Raw genomic sequence first — 18,902 nt, 5'->3', positions numbered from 1 at the left:
GAAGTTAATATGAATCCAGAAATGATGAAAAAAATTAGAAAAATGCAAGCTGAACTAGCACAAAAACAAGAAGAATTTGTAAAAAAAGAATTCACCATTGAAAAACAAGGTTTAGTTATTGTTGCTTATGGAAGTAAAAAAATTAAAAGCATTTCTATTAATGAAGCTTTAATCGATCCTGATGATAAAGAATTACTAGAAGATATTTTAGTAATTGCTATTAACGAATTAAATGAACAAATTGATGCTGAACAAGAAGAAATGATGCCAGATATTCCAATGCCTGGGCTAGGAATGTAATATGCCATTATTAGATGAATTAGAAGAAGTACAAAAAATTCTTTCTAGTTTAATGAAAATTAGCAAAAAGCAAGCAGAAAAAATAATTGAAGAAATTTTAGTTTCCAATCAAAACTCTTTTGATACTTTTATTCAAACTATTAAAAAAACCAAAGAAAAATATTCATTTTGCAACCTTTGTCACGGTTTAAAAAATGAAGATACTTGCAATGTTTGTTTTGATTCTAATAGAGATAACACATTATTAGTAGTTGAACATTTTAGCAATATCATTAAATTTGAAAAACTAAATTTTTACCATGGTAAATACTACGTTTTACCTCAATTAATCAATACTAAAAATTTAAACATTTTAAATTTGGAAAAAGCTTATCAAGAACTAATTAAATATGCGATTAATTTTGAAGAAGTTATTTTAGCTTTAAGTCCTACACTTGAAGGTGAAATGTCCACAATTAAAATTTTAAAATTACTAAAGCAAAATAATATTAAATCTTCTAGATTAGCCATTGGACTACCTGTAGGTTCCAATGTAGAATATTTAGATGGTTTAACACTGGAACAAGCTATCAAAAATCGACAAGCAAATTAATTTAGAAAGCAGGAAATATGTTTATTACTTTCGAAGGTTTAGATGGTTCAGGAAAAACAACTATCATCAATAAATTAATTGAAAGATTACTTTTACTTAAACCAAACTTAAAATATGTTTTAACTAGAGAACCTGGAGGTAAAGACGTTCCTGAAGCTGAAAAAATTAGAGAAATTATATTAAGCAAAAATTCTAATATTTCTCCTATTACTGAAGCTTTGTTATATTCTGCTAGTCGAAGAATTCACTTGGAAAAAGTTATTTGACCAAGTTTAGAAAAAAATCACTTATTAATTTGTGATCGTTATATTGATTCCTTTTTTGCGTATCAAGGTTTTGCTAGAAATCTAGGATACAAATTTGTTAAAAAAATTACAGATTTAATTATTAATAAAACAATTCCTGATATTACTTTTTATCTTAATGTAACTCCTGAACAAGGTAAAAAAAGACGTTTAGAAAATAGATTAATCCAAGACCGTTTAGACGAAGAAAAAGAAGATTTTCACAATAAAGTTTATAAAGCATATCAAAAACTTATTTCCTTAAACAAAAAACGTTTTATTGTAATTAATGGATTTCAAAGCATAGATTTAGTTTTAGAAGAAATCATTGAAAAACTTTTTAAACATTCTTTATTTAAAAAGTGATGGAAGGAAAATTAATTTATGATTTCTGAAAATGTCAAACAAATTTTCGAAAATTCCATAAATAAAGGTAAATTAAATCATTGCTACTTAATTAAAAGTTCATCAGGAATTGATCTTGATGATGTTTTGCTTTACATTTTAAATAAAATCAATAAAAGTAAAGCTAAAACTTTAAAAGAAATACAGGAAAACTACTTTAATATCAAAATATTATCAAGCGAAGACCAAAGCCTTGCTAAAGATAATGTTAATGAAGTATTTACCGAAAGTAGCTATACAAGCATTAACAAAAGTGATAAAAAAATCATTGTCTTAAAGAATATTGAAGACGGAAACATCAATATGTTAAATTCAATATTAAAAACCATTGAAGAACCTACTAATGACACTTTTTTTATATTAACTACGAATAATGAAAACAAAGTTTTAAAAACCATCAAATCTCGTTCTTTAATTATTAATGTTTTTAAAGTTGATAATGATCACATTATTAATGAATTTAAAGAAAATGACTTTTCTTCTTTTTATTCTCATCTATTTGCTTATGTTTATCAGGATTACAAAAAAGCTTTAAAAGAAATTCCTGAAAACTATAGTGAACTATACAAAAATTTAATTGCTACCTTAATCAAAAGTTTTAACAAACCACAATTAATTTATCTTTTTTTAAGCAAATACAATGACAAAAACACTAGCAAAGAATTCGTTTTTTTAATTCGTACTCTTATCTTTTTATTAAACACTCCGTTTAAAAAACTACCTGAAAAACTAAGTAGCAATGAATCGATTAACCAATTAATTAGCACTCTAAAAAATAAAAATTATGATTTTAGTAATTTTACAATTGCTTTTGGTCAATTTTTAAATAGACTAGAAGCTAATTGTTTGTTTAACTTACAAGCAGAAAATTTATTAATTACATTAATGGAGACTTATCATGGCTAAATTATTTATTGTTGGAACTCCTATTGGTAATTTAAAAGATATTACTTTAAGAGCATTAGAAACCTTAGAACAAGTCGATTATATCGCTTGTGAAGATACTAGAGTAACTTCAAAACTATTAAACCATTACAATTTGAAAAAAAGTCTATTAAACTACAATAAATTTAACGAAAAAGAATCTGCTAAAGGAATTATTAAACTACTTGACCAAGACAAAAATATTGCTTTAGTTTCCGATGCAGGAATGCCCCTTTTATCTGATCCTGGTTTTGTTTTAATCAAAGAAGTTAAACAAACCAATCATCAAATTGTCTTGATTCCAGGTGTTAATGCAGCAATAAGTGCTTTTGCCCTTGCTAATTTATCTAATTCCTTTGTATTTCATTGTTTTCCTAAGGAAACTCAAAATCAACGTATTAAACAATTACAAGAATTACAAGCAGAACATAGTCATATCTTTTATGTGGCACCTCATAAATTAATTAATTTATTACAAGATATTGATCAAATTTATGCTAATAATGCCAAAATATTTTTAGCCAAAGAATTAACCAAAATGTTTGAGCAAACCTTTGAAGGTACTGCTCAAGAGTTATTAAACAAATTTAAGGCGAAAGAAAGCATCAAAGGTGAATTTACCTTAGTTTTAAAAATCAATCAAGAAAAACACCAAAAAATCAACAAATATCAACACTTTAGCAAAAACAAATAAAAAATTAGATTCGCTTTAATTCCGCATCTAATTTTTTAACCCGGTTTAAAATAGAGTGCTCTTATTTTGTTTTTTCAAAGTAATCTTTAACTATTTCTTTTTCATTTTTATTCAAAGAATATAAATCTAAAATAGTGTTGTCTAAAAAATCGTAAAGAACATTTTTCTTGTCTTCATTTTTTTCTTCAATAATTTGATTAACGATTTCAACAATAGCTTTTTGTGTTTCGATATTAGCCTTAGGTATTGGAATGCTTTCAATATGAGATCTTAAAACCTTTATAGAATTGAATTTCTTTTTAAAATAAAAATGAGCAAATTTGGAATTTAAGATCGCTAGAATATATTTGATGTCCATTTCTTCAATACGAGGAATAACAACATTAGCGCTATTTAATGTTAAGATTTGCTTATTATCATATGCAAAAACCAATTTATCACAAATAAATCTATAGATTAATTTTTCTTTAGCAAAATAAAAATCACTATTTGCTACTTGTTGAAAATCACTAGGATTATATTCAATGTAATTTAGCTTTTCTTTAATTCCATATTTAATAATATCTATACCTTTAACTATTGTTTTAGAAGTTTTACTTGGAATTGTTGATATAAACTTTTGATTATTTCCAGTAACTATTCCTAAAGCAAAATCAGCATTATTTTTTAAGAATAAAAAATCATTGCTTTGCATTTTATTTAAAATGTCAAATTCTTCATCTTTTATATTTGCTTCTCAATTTTTGCTATTTCAATTTCTTGATTTTATAATGGTATATTTCTCATTTTTATTAAGAACATTTGCTCCTAATTCAAAACTTGAAGAAACATCTTTTTTAAACATAATTGATATTGCTGGTGCTTGAACACCATCAAAAACATTATTTCAATAAATAAGATCTAATAATTTAGCTTTGTTTTGCAAAAAGGCTCTAATTGGTTGATGGAATGAAACTGATAATAAACTTTCAGGAACTACATAATACATAATTCCTTTTTGTTTTAAAAGATTAAAACCTTTTTCTAAAAATAAATCAAATGCATCTACTTTTTTAGAACTAGCACACACAAAATTATTGCTAATAAAATCATTTTTAAAATCTAATATCGAACCTCAGGGAGGATTACCTACACAATAATCGAATTTTTGTTCATTATATTTTAAAGAATCTGTACATTTAATATTGTTGATAATATTAGCAAATGGGGCTAAAGGACTATTTAAAGCAATATTAAAACGTGCTATTTTAACTGATACCAAATCAATATCAATTCCAAAAATATTGTTGTAATCAAAACCATTTTTTAAAGCAGATAGTAAAAAATTACCTGAACCGCAACAAATATCAACGATGGTTTTATTTTCTATTCCTTGTTTAACAATTTTATTAATCATTATTTGTACAATCTTTGTAGGAGTGTAATAAACACCATTTTCTTTTCTATTTCTTAATGATTTAAGTGTCATATATAATAGACCTATAAAATCATTATTAGTTTTAAACAAACTATTTTTTAACATATTAATGTTTTTTTCTACGAGTTGCTCAGGTTCTTTAACATCTTCTATTAGAGAAATTGCTGCTTGATATGCAACGTTTGCTTTATCAAAAAGTTCAAGGTTTTTTAACATTATCATATCACTTGATTCATTCAAGTTATTTTGGTTTAAAAAAACTAATTTCAAACAATATTCACATAATATAACTTTAATTTCTTGTTCTGTGAGGTCGTTATTGATTGTAGAAAAAATACGATTTACTAAATCATAATTTTTGTCTTCTAAAAGATACTTTTTACTAAGTAATGAACCTTGAATTTTAGTTTTATTTCTTCTTGATTTTAATCTAGTGTTTTGGTTCTTTTCTAATTCTTCTTTAAGCACCAATACTTGCTTTAAACTAAAACAACCTTTAGAAATTTGTTTTAAAGTCTTGTTCTTTATTCAATTTCTAATTGTTCCTAAAGAAACACCTAAAAGGTGAGCGGTTTTATTTATATCAATAATTTCATCCATTAAATTCACCTCATTAGATGTATGTATTTAATTTAAGTATATTAACTTTTTAAAACTTAGTAGCCTATTTAATCTATTATACTAATAATAGATTGGTTATTAAGCAAATTAGTATTTTGATATTAAAATCATCTCCCCGAAATAGGAAGATGATTTTAAGGTTATAAAATTATTATTTAGCAATGTGTTCTGTCATTACATCATTTTCAACAACTAAGAATCTGTCACCTTTTTGAACACCGTAAGGTTTTAAAGCATCTGATGCTTTACCATGATTCTTTTTGATTAAGTCAAATAATTTAATAGAATCCATTGAATTTCACACACTAGAAGTAATACCGAAACCACCAATTAATTTAGGATCATTGATAATTCCGATGATAATAACATTAGGTCTAAATTTAGCTACTTCTTCTAAAAGTTTTCCTGTTCTTGAAAGAACAACAGCAAATTTGTAATCACCATATCTGGTTCTGTTTGCTACTTCATAAGCAATTCTAGCTCTTTTATCAGGTGTAGATTTTTTTCTAACTTCTTCTAATTGAGTATCGTAGTAAACTTCATTGTAGAATTCTTTTTCTGCTCTTTGGTTAATAGCAGCCATAGTTTTAACAGCTTCTACTGGGAAATTACCACTAGCAGTTTCACCTGAAAGCATTGTTGAATCAGCACCTAATTCAGTTGCTAAATAAACGTCAGTAACTTCAGCTCTAGTTGGGTGTGGTGAGTTTTCCATTGAATCTAACATTTGAGTAGCAACGATAACTGGTTTACCTGCTTCACGACATTTTCTGATCATCATTTTTTCAAAATAAGGAACATCGTAGTAAGGAATTTCTAATCCTAAATCCCCTCTAGCAACCATAATTCCATCTGATGCTTCAATAATTTCATTAATGTTTTTAATTCCTAAACTTGATTCAATTTTAGAAATAATTTTTATATGTGAACCACCATTTTCATTTAATAAAGTTCTTAATTCATTAACATTTTTTGCTGAATTAACAAATGAAGCTGCAACATAGTTGATACCAATTTTGATTCCGAATTTAACATCATCAATATCTTTTTGTGCTAAGAAAGGTAAAGAAAATTCAACACCTGGTAAGTTAATTCTTTTGTTAGTTTTTAACTTGTGTTGGTTTTGAGTTTTTACTAATACATAGCCTTTACCAACTTCAGTTACAATACTAATTAATTTTCCATCATCAAATAGAACTTCATCACCTACTTTTAAATCACTACTCATATCATAAGCTACAGTAATTTCATCTTCTGTACCTTCAACATTTTGGTATTTTTCAACAGTAGTTCAAACTTTAACAACTTTATTTGCAGGAATTAATTGAATTCCATCTTTCATTTTGCCTAAACGGATTTCAGGTCCTTTGGTGTCTAACATTAAAGAAATAGGAATATTTAAATCTTTAGAAACTTTTTTTGCTAATTCAAATTTATTCAAATGTTCTTCATGAGTTCCATGACTAAAATTAGCACGAATACATGTAACCCCATTTAAAATAATACTTTTTAATGTTTCGTAATTGTCTGTAGAAGGTCCAATAGTAGCTACTAATTTACTTCTTTTGTCAGTGAGTTTCATTTTTCTCCTTAAATCACTAAAATATATCTTATATATTTTAATACAAAAATAAAAAAGCACCTAAAATTAGGTGCTATAAGTGCTAAAAATTTTAACAAATGGTACGCTCTAGAGGACTCGAACCTCCGACCCAATGGTTAAAAGCCATTTGCTCTACCGCCTGAGCTAAGAGCGCACAATGGTGCCCAGAACTGGACTTGAACCAGCACAGTCTTGCGACCGAGGGATTTTAAGTCCCTTGCGTCTACCTATTCCGCCACCTGGGCAAGGTGTGAAAAATATACTTTTTAATTATAAAGACTTTTTTAATTTTTATTAAAAAATAATTAATATTTTATTATCAAATGTTATTAGTAAAACAAAATATCACTTTTAAACCACTTATAATAAACATAAATTTATTATAAGTCTTGTTTTTTAACTTTGATTTATATTTTGAGTAAAAAACTTTTATTTAAAAAAAGTTGTTAATTTTGATAGAGATTAAAAAAACCTGTGACATTTTGTTTGAGAAACAATAACCTTGAAAATGAAAAACACATAAAAAAAACTATTGAATTACTCAATAGTTTTTATATTAAAAATCTTAATTAATGATTATTTTTTGTTCAAGGTAATTGAATATACATTTTTAGAAACTGTTTTTTGTTTAAAATTAAACAATCTAAATTTAAATGTTATTTTGTCGCCATCTACTTTTCCATCTATTCATGATGAGGCACTTATTTTGTTATTTCTGTCTTTAAATATAGGTTTATCAGCATTAACGGCTTGTGTAGTATTATCTACACCGGCAATCGAAAATAATGGTGTTCCTTGATATACTTTTTTACCTTTTGGTGCTTTTCCTTGGAATTTTCCAGTTGAATATGAAAAGAAGGCACTATATGTATCAGTTTTTTTAGTATGTTTTAATTCACTAAAGAAATCTTCTTTATCAAAAGTAACTGTTGCATTTGTTACATCAATTGATAAATCACCATATTTAAAATCACCTTGTAATGCTGCTGATTCATTGGTTTCCACTAAAACTGCTTTTCCTGTTACTTCTGTTCCAGGATTTTGAGTATTACCTCCACCAGGATTAGTATTATTTCCACCTCCAGGATTATTGTTATTGCCCCCCCCTGGGTTGGTTCCATTATTGCTTCCACCAGGTAAACCTGGGACTGCTGGGGTTGCTGTATCACCACCACATTTTTTAGCTGACATAGCAAAAGCTACAACAGGTAATGATATTGCTGATAAAATCATTAATTTTTTTAACTTCATAATATATTTATTCCTCTTTTTTAGACTAACTCTCTTACATAATTCATTTTATACTTTATGGAAAATAATTGTATAAAATCCCATATTTTCCATAAAAAATGAAAAAACACATCTCATAAAAAGATGTGTTAATTAAAACAAATTAATGGGAAACTATTTTTTTTCTGCAGTTGCTTTTTTAGTAGTAGCTTTTGGTTTCTTTTCAACAGATTTAGTTTCTTTAGCTGGTTTTTCAGTAGCAGTTTTGGTTGTAGTTTTAGCAGAAGTTTTTTTTGTTTTTTCTTCTTTTGAAGCAGTTGTAGTTTTGGTTTCTTTAGCTGGTTTTTCAGCTGTAGCCTTAGTAGTTGCTTTGGTTTCTTTAGCTGGTTTTTCAACAGCAACTTTGGCAGCAACTTTTTTAGGTTTTTCTTCTTTAGCTTTAAAGTTTTTAACTTTAACTTCAACCTTGTGTTTACCCATTTTACATTCTGTAACAAATGTTTCTAATCTAGAAATTTTTCTGCTTCCTTTGTTAGCATGGAAAATACCTTTTTGAACTGCAACAGCAATGATTGATTTAGCATTGTTTAACAATTCATCTTGTTTTTTATCATTTGCTAATGCTGCTTCTCTAGCTGCTCTAATTGCTTTTCTTACACGATTTTTCATCGCGTTGTTTCTTAATCTGTTTTTTTCTTGTTTTGCTATACTCTTAATATTAGCTTTAATTTGTGCCATAATAGCCTCCTCTTTTTTCGTCAAATATGACTTTATGTCATATGAAAAAATCTTTAAAATTATACCAAAAAGTGTAGCAATGAAGATTAAACAAAATAATATAATTTTTATACAAAATATTTATATATTTTAGAAAGGTTTTATGCCATTTGAATATCGAATAATTCTTGATTTCGAAGCAATTTCATCCAATTTTGTAAAACGGTTACCAAGAAACAAAAATATTAAAACTTATGATGTTGTTTATTGTGTTAGTTTCTCAATTAGCAATCTAATAAAAAACAAAAAGCAATATTCTAAATTCCTGTTTAGCGAATTGCAAAATAAAGATATTTATGAAATTGAAAACGAATTATTCTGAAAAATGATTACCTACATATATAAAATTACAAATACAAATTCTATTGACCAAATTATTCAAAAAGTTGAATTTTATGGATGAAATCCTGAATTAGAAAATCAATTTTTTAAAAGAATAGCAAAAAAGAATAAACTTAATCCAATTTTAGTAAATCACATTTTACCAAATTGCAAATCAAGATTTAGTTTAGACAAAATTACTACCGGTACTAAATATAGTCATTGTTTCTTTAAATTTATAAATGATATTGTTCCTAATTATTATGAAAAAAATAAGGACAGACCAGGATATTTAGCAGCAGTTTTGGGTTATATAATTTTTTGTAAAAATCACTCAATAGTAATCAAGGAAAAATCATTAGAAAAAATAGCACAAAACACAACTAATAAAATACTATGAAGTGAAATACTACAATATTCAAATTCAGATGTTTTTAAAACTGTTTATATGTTTAAACAAATTAAGAAATTTGACAATTTTACAAAAGATTATTTAGCTTTTAGTCAAATGCTTAAAAAACAATTTGATCAAAAAATGATTCCTATAAAAATGGAAAATAAATATTTAAAAAATATTTTAAAAATATTGAATATTATCAATAAATACAAAAAGTATGATTTTCAAAACATATTAAAATTTACAATCGATTTAAATAATCCTAATTTTGTCGATTCAATAATTAAAAAAATTAATCTTTTTACTCTTAAAAATAGCAATAAAGATCTTAATGATTTCAAATTATTAATTGAATCTTTTGAATATAATAAAAAGGAACAAAATTATAATTATTTTAATTTGGACAAAATTTCTAATGTTATAGAAGAAAATAATAAAAAAATTAAACAATATGAGGATGAAAAGAAAAACAAAAACATAATGTTTATAGAAAGTTTTAGTCCTAAGTATGTTGCGATTAAATCTAAGGAGAAATGATGATTGAAGCTAATTTAACTTTTTATAACAACACAGCCAATAGTAGTTCAAATGCTTTAGGCTTTACTGGTGGGTCTATTACTTGAGTAATTTTGGGAGTGGTAATAGCTGGGTTGATTGCAGTTTTTATTTTTGCTTCTATAAAAGATGCTGTTAATAGAAAAAAACTAAAAAGAATAAGAAAAGAAAATGCTGAAAAAATGCAAAGATTTACTAAATATCTAATTATTTATATGAATGAATTGCTACAAATCAATCAAAAGTATTTAGATGAATTTGAACCTTCAATTGGAAAATTAAAAATGAATCAAATTATCAATGGAGCAAAACAATCATTGAATGAATTGATGAACAATGAAGAGTTTAAAAACTTAATTAAAAATGGTGAAGCAGAATATGCGCAAATCATCAACAAAATTTCTTTACTAAATGGAAATAGAAGTAATAACTGAAGTAAAAAATGTGCTGAAATAATTGAATTTTTTACCAAAAGCTACACTGATATAGATCCAATGTTGTATAAAGAAGAAATAAAATCAGCAAAAGAAGCAATTAATAAAATATACGATGATCAAATTAATGTTTTAGATAATTCTAATGAACAAGAAGAAATGGAAACAAATGAAAGATAAAAAGAATTCAACTGAAAAAGAAAGAAAAATTAATATTCCCAACATTCTAACCATTGTAAGATTAGTTTTAGTTATACCTTTTTTAGTTTTAATGTTTACTGCTTATTTCTTTATAAATAAAGAATATCAAAGAAGATATGATGATATTGGAAGAATATTATTAGGCTCTTCTTTATTTGTTTTTATGGTGGCAATGATTACTGATTTTCTTGATGGCTATATCGCAAGAAAAACAAATCAAATTACAGAATTTGGTAAATTATGAGACCCATTAGCAGATAAAATTATGATCATTTCTGCACTAATAACCTTGTCAATGCTTAAAGTTGTGCCAATTTGATTAACTTTATTATTTATTTTACGCGATTTAATAGTTGATGGAACTAGAGTAATAATGGCTAAAAACAACATTAGTGTTGCTGCCAAATGAACTGGTAAATTCAAAACTGTAATGCAAACATTAGGAATCATTACTGTTTATATTTTCTTTTTAATCTTTAACATTCCTGAATTTTTAGAAGAAAAGTTTACTAACAAAACTATTGAATTCGCATTATTACACGCAATCAATTCACCATTAATTATTGCGGGAATATTGAATATTATTTCTGGTTTTGAATACTTTAATTCAATCAAAGAATATATTAAATTAAAATAATTTAACCTTTGTTTTATAAAACTATAAAACTTAATATAAATGTAATATTATTAATAATATGAATTATCCATTTGTAACTAACTTATCGCTTTTTAACAAAATTGATAAAAATGCTGCTTATCCTAAAATTAATAGCAATGTAATAATCGGAATTATTACAGGTATTTTAGTTACTCTTTTTATTTTTTCTATTGTTCTTTTAATCATAATTAGAAAAAATATCAAAAATAAAAACCAAGATAAAGTTGGTTTTCTTTTTGAAAAAAAGATTAATGGAAAAATGACAATGTTCGCCAAAGAAAATGGTTATAAATATTTTAATGGTGGACTATTTAAATATGGTTCAAATAATTTTTTTGAAATCGATGGTCTTTTGGCTACTAACAAAGCAATATTTGTAATTGAAACTAAAAATTATGTTGGTAATTTAACTGGTGATTTTGCTAGTTTAGAATTAATATTAAAAAATGGTAAAAAAGATTTTAAAGTTAAAAATCCTTTTTTACAAAACTTAAAACATATTAGACATATTTATAATATGTGTAATTTTAATTTCCCAATTTTTTCATTGTTAGTTTTACCTGAAAATACAAAATGAATAATTGAAAATGAAGAAAATTGATCTATTGTTGTTAATGAAAACAATTATGAACAAAAAATCAAAGAAGTAATAAATGAAACTGAAGATATTATCAATAATAGAACTTTAGCAGCATTAGCAGAAATTGTAGAAAGTTCAAGAACCGCTTCAATTAAAGATATTAAGAAATTTGGAAAAATCATTAACAATAATAGTTCCAAAAATAAACAAAATAATGATTAATTAAAGGAAAAAACTTATGTCGAATTATCAATTGCCTTTTTCACTTGAAATTAAAATTGATGATCAAATTTGAACCTTAAATTTTCAAAAAAGTTATTTCAAAAATAAAAATACAACATTAAAAATATATCAAGACAGAGTTAATCATGTCTTTATTTTTATTCCTGACAACACAATAATTTCCCAAAATCTAATCCAAAATTTACAAGAAAAAGCAAAAGAACTAATTTTAAATTCTGACAAAAATATTGATGATGTAAAACCAAGCAAGAAAAAGAAAATTTTTATAAATCGAAATTCCACAAGCATTTTATTATTTGGAAAAACATATTCTTTAAAATTCATTGAATCGACTTTTGATGGATGTGTTTTAGGTGAAAAAGAACTAAAAGTTTTTTACAAAAAAACTAAAAATCCTATGCTTATACTTAAAAATTACCTCATTAAAGAGCTAAATGATTTTATAACTCCTATTCACAATAAATATTTATTAAATCTAAAAGACTTTAAAATTGATGATGTTCCATTTCAAGTTGTTTATTCATATAGATGATGAGGAATAAATATTAAACATTTTAATAAATTTTTAATTAAATATAATGTTGGTCTTATAGTTATGGAACCTAAATTTATTGAAACTGTTATTGTTCACGAAATATCACATTTATATCATCGAAATCACAGCAAACAATTTAAACTTTTTGGTGAAAACTTATTCAAGAATTTTATAGTCAATGACCTACACATTAATGATGTAATTTACTATTGAAACTTTGATAAAGAATAAAAAAAAGTATTTGCTTTAACAAACAAATACAGTTTAAATATTTTTATTTAAAATAACTATTTTTCCTTTTTCAAAGTCGAGACCATAATATTGATTTTCTTCTAATTTTCATTCATAATTATTGAATTCAGGAAAAACATCAGCAACGATTTTTTGAGCAAAATCATAAGCAACAATCATTGCCATAACATCATTATGGCAATATTTTTTTAGTTCATGCTCAATATGTTTTCAATCATTATCACCTATTAAACCTTGATGTCTATTTACTGCTTTTTCTAAAGCATACATTCCATTTTGAATCTCTAATTCCTTATATGGGAAGATGCTATGTTTTAGTTTAATGTCATATATAGTAATTAATTTTTCTATTTTCTTTATTGAAGACATTCCTCTTAATTCAAAAATTCTGAAAAAATGACCATTCTTTTTCGTAGCAAAAGCCACATCTCTTTGAGTATTTTCTTCCCCAAACATTTTTTTGTTGACTGGATCATAAAAAGTAAATTGAACATCAGCATTTCTTTGTGTATCATTGATGGTTTGATTATTAAAATTAACATAAATATCTTGGTTAAGAAATTGATCAGCATTAGTAAATTCTTTTTTGTATTCTTGAATTTCAGCATATACTTTTTCAGATACCGGTTTAAATCAAAAGTTTAAATCAATAGTATTGTTATTTATATGATTGATCATTTCTTTAAATCTATTAAGATCTAGATTTCTTTTATTAAATTCACTTATAAATTCTTGGTCTTGGGCTTGTAGTCTTTGGATTACTAATTTCAAAAGCTCTTTATTACGTGAATTTTCATATGATTGGTTATAAACTACATAATAATTAGCGCCATTAGAATAAACATCAATAATATTGTCAACTAAATCAATTAATCTTAAATGAGCAGGATCTTTAACAATATCTTTCGAATTTACAATTTTACCATTATAAGTTTCAATAATAGAAACTTGGTGGGTTAATTGTTGATAATGTTTAGTATCATCTAAAATAGGTGTTGGTAATGAAAAACCTTCATAGTCATATCAAATAATCCTTTGATTTTTCTTATGTAATTTTGAAAAAAGATAAAAAACATTTGTGGTAAAAAAGTTAGTGGTTTTTCTCTCAAAATTAATTATCTTTTTCCATTGTTGAAAATTAACTTCATCATACATTTTTGAACGTTTGCTTGTTCCAATTAATGAATTAGGTAATTTAGCAGTTAAATAACCTGATGAAAATCAAAAATCATGACCTAATTTATTTAAAAAGTATGCTTTTATTCTATTATTTTCAATATATTTAGGATTGGGATTCCAATAAAAATTTGAAGAATAGTTATCATCAGTATAAATGTTTTCAAAAATAGGTTTATCTTGTTCAACATAAAATTGCTTTTCGATTTTTTCAATATTTTGATCAAATTTACCTAATGGCAAAGTGTCATCAAAAAGATCTTTTTTATTGAAGATAAAAGCTTCTAAAGTCTTGTCATAATTAGGATTTTTAAACAAATGACGTTTTTGAATAACATCTAAAAAAGTTAAAACTTCAATTCTTTTATCTTCTCTTGTCATTTTTTTTACGTCTGGATGACAAAATGAATACCCCTTTTTAAATATGTCTTTACAAACTATTTCTTCATTATTTAAAATGTAAATTGATTCATTACCACTTGGTGATTTAGTTACAGCAGCGGCTTGGGTCGTACAAAAAGATATTTTATTAGCAAAAGTTTTGGTGTTATTATCAAAGATAATTTTTTTAATATCTTTAAGTCTTTTCTTTTGTGCTCTTTTAAAAACATTAAAAATAAAATCTGCTTCAAAATAATCTTTAATTTTTGTATTAGCATCAAATGAATTAAAGTAAGCAGTATTTTCACCTTTATCATAAGCAAAAAAGGTTGAAACTACTTCAAATCCATTTTCAGTTGTATATGAAAAAGTAGGATTAATGATTAACTGAATTTTTGGATCTGCTAAAGCTTGTTTAAGATATTCTTTTTTAACATCTAAACTATCTGATTTTTTGCAAATAAAAATACTATTATTATCACATTTAGTAATCTCTTTAATGTATTCAAAAAGTTGATCCTCAATAAGAGTTCAAATTTTTGTTGCTTTGTCGTTATTATTTAAAGTTTTTAAATATTCACTTTCAGCTTTGCTTCATCAAATATGAATATTTTCTTCTTCACTGTTTTCATCATCTTCATTAAAAAAATTAAAATTATCTATTTCTTTTTTTTCTTTAGTTTGCTCAAATAGTAATTGTGATTCATTGAATTCATTTCAAATATAAAAATTTTGCTCAGTAAAAAAATTTAAATATTGCCTATATTTAATAATTTTTTCTTTATTCCTCATAATCTTTATCTGCTTTCCCTACTTGTTTTCATTGTTCTAATAAATCTTTTCATTCTTTTTCATTATGACATTTTAAAAATTCAACTTGATCACGATCTCTAATCGGATTGTATACTGGACTAATCCCCAGAATAGAATATTTTTTAAAAAAATCAATAGTTTTTTTAATATCATCTTCTGCTATATTTTTATCCACTTTATACATATATTGTCTGATCATTCTTTTTTCAATTGGGAAATTTTCTGGTTCTAGATAATCTTCTTCTTTCAAAAAAGTAGCAACAATAGAATATCTATCATAACCTAATAAATAAGCATAAAGTTGAGCTTGTTTTCTATAATCTAGTGGTACAGATAATACTTCTTTTCCAGGTTGACCTCAAATGTCTGCTTTTTTTTCGTTAACAGTTTTCATTTCTAAAACAATTTTTTCATTAGGCATAATTCCATCAGGTACACCTTGCAAATATTCATATTTATCATTGAAATAATCAAAATTGTAGTCTGCCGCTTCCAAATGAATAATTTCTTTATTCGAAAAATGTTTTTTCATAACTTCAAAAATCTTTGGTTCTATTGCAATCCCAGCTTTAACATATTTTTGAACTAAAACAGGCATTTTAAGATGTGCCATATGACAAAATGCAGCAAAATTAGATTTAAACGAATCGGTTTCTAAAACATCCGCGATAGATGAACCACCAAATTTTTTAAATCCTTTTTTGCCTCATAATTGTTTATTTAATAATTTTCTGTGAAATTCGGGTTTTAATTTTACGACTTGTAATTTTTCATCTAGCTCGTAATCAACACCGTTATAATATTTTCTTTTTGTTCCCATAATATTTAATTATATTAAATATTTATATGCAAATAAAATTAAATAAAAAATGAAATCCGAAAATTCCATTTTTTAGCCTCGAGGATAGATTTGTTTAATATCCGCTTGATCTGATCAAATTCCTAATTTGCTTTCTCTTGCTTTTCTTTCACTATCTTTTAGTAAGTCTATATAAGCAGTATTTGAGTTATAAAAAGTACTATTTGGATCTTTTGAAATATAAGCAACTTTGGCATAACCACTAGCAATTATTTCTTGACAAAGGTTATGAACTTTATCATTTTGATCTAAGTAGTAAATAATGGCAACAACTCTTCCATATCTATCAGAAATATCAGTTTGCCCACCTTGGGTTTTTTGAGGAACAACATATATTTTTTTAGCTTCTTTAGTTAATTTGTTTGTAGTAAATTCAGAAGCTTTTAAAGCATATTCATATTGCATTCCTGTGGTAGGTCCACTATGATTAAAAGCTCATTTTTCTGGGGTATCTATTCCTGAAAAACGGTATTTATTATTGTTTGAATCTGTAAAAGTGTCCCCATCATTTATATGACTAAGAGTAACTTCTGTTGCCTTATGCACTGTTAAAGAATTTACAATTTCAGGAAGATCAACATACTCTTCCATGGCTGAGAAATTCTTTAATTTGATGTAAACATTTTTAACAGAATTTAGTTTTATTTTGGTGTATTTATGTAAAACTGTGTAGTTAATTCTTAGATAAAATTCACCAGGTTTACCTCAAATGGTTGGTTTACGGTTTGGACTTCAAACAATTTCAAAATCGTCATTTTGGTTTTCAATATTAAAATCGCTTAATTTTAATTGTGAAATTTGTTGTTCATTATAGTTTTTTTCTTCTTTTAATGAAAATTTAAGCTTGCTAGCGTAATCTTGAAGTGCTTGTTGAGTTATTTCTTCACTAGAAATATTAGCTTCATCAATTGCTATTTTTTTAACAACTGTAACAAATTTATTTGGCTCTTTTTTGCTTACTAAAAGAAAATTAAAAATCAATTGTTTAGTTTCTTCATCAAATGAAACTTTGAAATTTATCATTTGAATTCTTTTTGTAAATTCTTCAGCAGGAATATTTGTTAAAGTAAAATCTTTTTCAGATAAGTTAGAAAGAAATTTTGGAAAAACTTTAAAGTTTTTATCAACTAAAATTTCAGTTTTTTGTGAATAATTAGCTAATTCATCTAAAGAAATTTTGTCTTTATCTACACACGAAGTAGCAATTGCTACAACTGAAAAAGTAGTGATTGCTGTTGGAAATAACAACATTTTTTGAATTTTTTTCATTTTTATTCTCTTTACTTTCTCAAAATATATATTATTAAGTTAATATTATTATAAAATATAAATGCAAAAATTGTCAAGGAGCTTTTACTTATATGAAATATAAAAGGATCTTGGTTAAACTATCAGGTGAAGGTTTTGCAAATGATGCAAAATCATTGTCAATAGATTATGACTTAGTGAAAAATATAGCCTTACAACTTAAAAAAATCGTTGATAAAGGCATCGAGGTTAGTGTTGTTATCGGTGGTGGAAACTTTTGAAGAGGTGTTAGCGCTGAAAAAAATGGTATCCCTAGAAATAGAGCAGATTATATTGGGATGCTAGCAACCATTATGAATGGTTTAGCATTAAAATCAGGATTTGAAAATGTTGGACTAAAAACTAGAGTTCAATCATCGATTTCTGTAGATCCAAGAGTAGCAGAAAATTACATCAATGAAAAAGCTATTAAGTATTTAGAAAACAAAGAAGTAGTTATTTTTGTTGGTGGTACAGGTAGACCATATTTTACTACTGATACAGCAGCAACATTGTTTGCTTCAGAAATTAAAGCTGATGCAATATTAATGGGAAAAAATAGAGTTTCAGGTGTTTATGATTCTGATCCCAAAACTAATCCAAAAGCTAAAAAATATGATTCTATAACTTATGATGAAATTATGGTTAAGAATTTACAAGTTATGGATTTAACTGCTACTATTATGGCTAGAGATAACAACGTTGATTTAATTGTTTTTAACATTTTAGAAAAAGATTCAATAGTTAGAGCCTTAGAAGGAACTATTGAACATACAAAGGTACATAAATAATTATGGAATTAGATGAATATATTATTGAATTTTTAGATGGTTCAGAAAAAGTTATTAACCATTTGAAATTTGAGCTTTCAAAAATCTCTACTGGTAGAGCTAATCCTAATTTAATTAGAGGGATAAGAGTTAATTATTATGACACACCTACTTTGTTAGAAGAATTGTCAAGTATTAGTGTTCCTGAAGCGCAACAATTATTAATTAAACCATATGATTTATCAATCATTGTAGAAATTACTAAAGCCTTGCAAGCGGCAAATTTAGGGGTAAATGCTATCAATGAAGGTGATAAAATTAGAATGACATTTCCTTCTTTAACTACTGAAAGAAGGAAAGAAATGGTTAAAAACTTATCTAAGATAACTGAAAATTCTAAAATTGGAATTAGAAATATTAGACAAGATATTAACAAAGATATTAAAAATGATGAATCATTAACCGAAGATGATGAAAAAAGATTCCTTGAAGCAATTCAAAAAGAAGTTGACAAACAAATGGACTTAATTGCGAAGATAATCGCAGACAAAGAAAAAGAATTGATGACTATTTAAAAATTCCGTATTCACTTT

18 protein-coding genes, 2 tRNA genes and 1 pseudogene are annotated in these 18,902 nt (G+C 25.5%); 12 read left to right on the top strand and 9 right to left on the bottom strand.

What is annotated here, in order from left to right:
- The first annotated feature begins 9 nt into the window (after positions 1–9).
- From ACJA25_RS01615 to rsmI, 5 genes are read left to right on the top strand one after another with little or no spacing between them, the layout of a single operon-like run.
- On the top strand, positions 10–300 hold the full coding sequence (locus ACJA25_RS01615) for a YbaB/EbfC family nucleoid-associated protein (RefSeq protein ID WP_406616083.1): 291 nt from the start codon (positions 10–12) through the stop codon (positions 298–300).
- 1 nt (position 301) lies between these two features.
- Complete coding sequence (locus ACJA25_RS01610) at positions 302–892, top strand: toprim domain-containing protein (RefSeq protein ID WP_406616081.1); 591 nt, start codon at positions 302–304, stop codon at positions 890–892.
- Positions 893–909: 17 nt separating this feature from the next.
- The gene (tmk, locus tag ACJA25_RS01605; RefSeq protein ID WP_406616079.1) at positions 910–1,557 is read left to right on the top strand and encodes a dTMP kinase; all 648 of its coding nucleotides are present in this window, start codon (positions 910–912) and stop codon (positions 1,555–1,557) included.
- Between the two features lie 3 nt (positions 1,558–1,560).
- A complete protein-coding gene (locus tag ACJA25_RS01600; RefSeq protein ID WP_406616077.1) occupies positions 1,561–2,487 on the top strand; it encodes a hypothetical protein in 927 nt (308 codons plus the stop codon).
- Complete coding sequence (rsmI, locus tag ACJA25_RS01595) at positions 2,480–3,199, top strand: 16S rRNA (cytidine(1402)-2'-O)-methyltransferase (RefSeq protein ID WP_406616076.1); 720 nt, start codon at positions 2,480–2,482, stop codon at positions 3,197–3,199. Before ACJA25_RS01600 ends, rsmI begins: the two co-directional genes overlap by 8 nt.
- A gap of 61 nt (positions 3,200–3,260) precedes the next feature.
- Here the strand turns inward: rsmI and ACJA25_RS01590 are convergent, their stop codons facing one another.
- The 6 genes and pseudogenes from ACJA25_RS01590 to rpsT form a co-directional block, all read right to left on the bottom strand.
- The gene (locus tag ACJA25_RS01590) at positions 3,261–5,216 is read right to left on the bottom strand and encodes a TaqI-like C-terminal specificity domain-containing protein (protein ID WP_406616074.1); all 1,956 of its coding nucleotides are present in this window, start codon (positions 5,214–5,216) and stop codon (positions 3,261–3,263) included.
- Positions 5,217–5,388: 172 nt separating this feature from the next.
- Complete coding sequence (gene pyk / locus ACJA25_RS01585) at positions 5,389–6,819, bottom strand: pyruvate kinase (protein WP_406616072.1); 1,431 nt, start codon at positions 6,817–6,819, stop codon at positions 5,389–5,391.
- A gap of 99 nt (positions 6,820–6,918) precedes the next feature.
- Positions 6,919–6,994, bottom strand: a tRNA-Lys gene (locus tag ACJA25_RS01580).
- A 4-nt stretch (positions 6,995–6,998) separates the two neighbouring features.
- Positions 6,999–7,085, bottom strand: a tRNA-Leu gene (locus tag ACJA25_RS01575).
- A gap of 331 nt (positions 7,086–7,416) precedes the next feature.
- Positions 7,417–8,091 carry a variable surface lipoprotein gene (locus tag ACJA25_RS01570; RefSeq protein ID WP_406616070.1) on the bottom strand — a complete coding sequence of 225 codons (675 nt, stop codon included), beginning with the start codon at positions 8,089–8,091 and terminating at the stop codon, positions 7,417–7,419.
- A 459-nt stretch (positions 8,092–8,550) separates the two neighbouring features.
- Positions 8,551–8,808 (bottom strand): annotated as a pseudogene (rpsT, locus tag ACJA25_RS01565) (30S ribosomal protein S20); the annotation flags it as partial.
- 142 nt (positions 8,809–8,950) lie between these two features.
- Here rpsT and ACJA25_RS01560 point away from each other — a divergent pair.
- From ACJA25_RS01560 to ACJA25_RS01540, 5 genes are read left to right on the top strand one after another with little or no spacing between them, the layout of a single operon-like run.
- Positions 8,951–10,120, top strand: a complete 1,170-nt coding sequence (locus tag ACJA25_RS01560) for a hypothetical protein (RefSeq protein ID WP_406616068.1) — start codon at positions 8,951–8,953, stop codon at positions 10,118–10,120.
- Entirely contained in the window at positions 10,102–10,734 is a 633-nt protein-coding gene (locus tag ACJA25_RS01555) for an MHJ_0274 family protein (RefSeq protein ID WP_406616066.1), read from the top strand. Before ACJA25_RS01560 ends, ACJA25_RS01555 begins: the two co-directional genes overlap by 19 nt.
- Complete coding sequence (gene pgsA / locus ACJA25_RS01550) at positions 10,724–11,392, top strand: CDP-diacylglycerol--glycerol-3-phosphate 3-phosphatidyltransferase (RefSeq protein ID WP_406616064.1); 669 nt, start codon at positions 10,724–10,726, stop codon at positions 11,390–11,392. The genes ACJA25_RS01555 and pgsA overlap by 11 nt, the downstream gene beginning before the upstream one ends.
- A gap of 58 nt (positions 11,393–11,450) precedes the next feature.
- Positions 11,451–12,215 carry a nuclease-related domain-containing protein gene (locus ACJA25_RS01545; protein WP_406616062.1) on the top strand — a complete coding sequence of 255 codons (765 nt, stop codon included), beginning with the start codon at positions 11,451–11,453 and terminating at the stop codon, positions 12,213–12,215.
- A gap of 16 nt (positions 12,216–12,231) precedes the next feature.
- Positions 12,232–13,002, top strand: coding sequence for a YgjP-like metallopeptidase domain-containing protein (locus tag ACJA25_RS01540; protein WP_406616060.1), 771 nt, complete (start codon positions 12,232–12,234; stop codon positions 13,000–13,002).
- A 33-nt stretch (positions 13,003–13,035) separates the two neighbouring features.
- On the opposite strand, the gene ACJA25_RS01535 is transcribed toward ACJA25_RS01540, so the two are convergent.
- The 3 genes from ACJA25_RS01535 to ACJA25_RS01525 form a co-directional block, all read right to left on the bottom strand.
- The gene (locus tag ACJA25_RS01535) at positions 13,036–15,372 is read right to left on the bottom strand and encodes a UU173 family protein (protein WP_406616058.1); all 2,337 of its coding nucleotides are present in this window, start codon (positions 15,370–15,372) and stop codon (positions 13,036–13,038) included.
- Positions 15,362–16,213 carry an MAGa7180 family putative nuclease gene (locus ACJA25_RS01530; protein WP_406616056.1) on the bottom strand — a complete coding sequence of 284 codons (852 nt, stop codon included), beginning with the start codon at positions 16,211–16,213 and terminating at the stop codon, positions 15,362–15,364. Before ACJA25_RS01530 ends, ACJA25_RS01535 begins: the two co-directional genes overlap by 11 nt.
- 72 nt (positions 16,214–16,285) lie before the next feature.
- The gene (locus ACJA25_RS01525; protein WP_406616054.1) at positions 16,286–17,521 is read right to left on the bottom strand and encodes a thermonuclease family protein; all 1,236 of its coding nucleotides are present in this window, start codon (positions 17,519–17,521) and stop codon (positions 16,286–16,288) included.
- Positions 17,522–17,613: 92 nt separating this feature from the next.
- Between ACJA25_RS01525 and pyrH the strand changes: the two genes are divergently transcribed.
- Complete coding sequence (pyrH, locus tag ACJA25_RS01520) at positions 17,614–18,330, top strand: UMP kinase (protein WP_406616052.1); 717 nt, start codon at positions 17,614–17,616, stop codon at positions 18,328–18,330.
- Between the two features lie 2 nt (positions 18,331–18,332).
- A complete protein-coding gene (frr, locus tag ACJA25_RS01515; RefSeq protein WP_406616050.1) occupies positions 18,333–18,884 on the top strand; it encodes a ribosome recycling factor in 552 nt (183 codons plus the stop codon).
- Positions 18,885–18,902 lie beyond the last annotated feature (18 nt).

Source organism: Mycoplasmopsis hyopharyngis, assembly GCF_045276885.1.
GTDB classification, from domain to species: Bacteria; Bacillota_I; Bacilli_A; order Mycoplasmatales; family Metamycoplasmataceae; genus Mycoplasmopsis; species Mycoplasmopsis hyopharyngis.
This window is presented reverse-complemented; position numbering and strand designations above follow the sequence as displayed.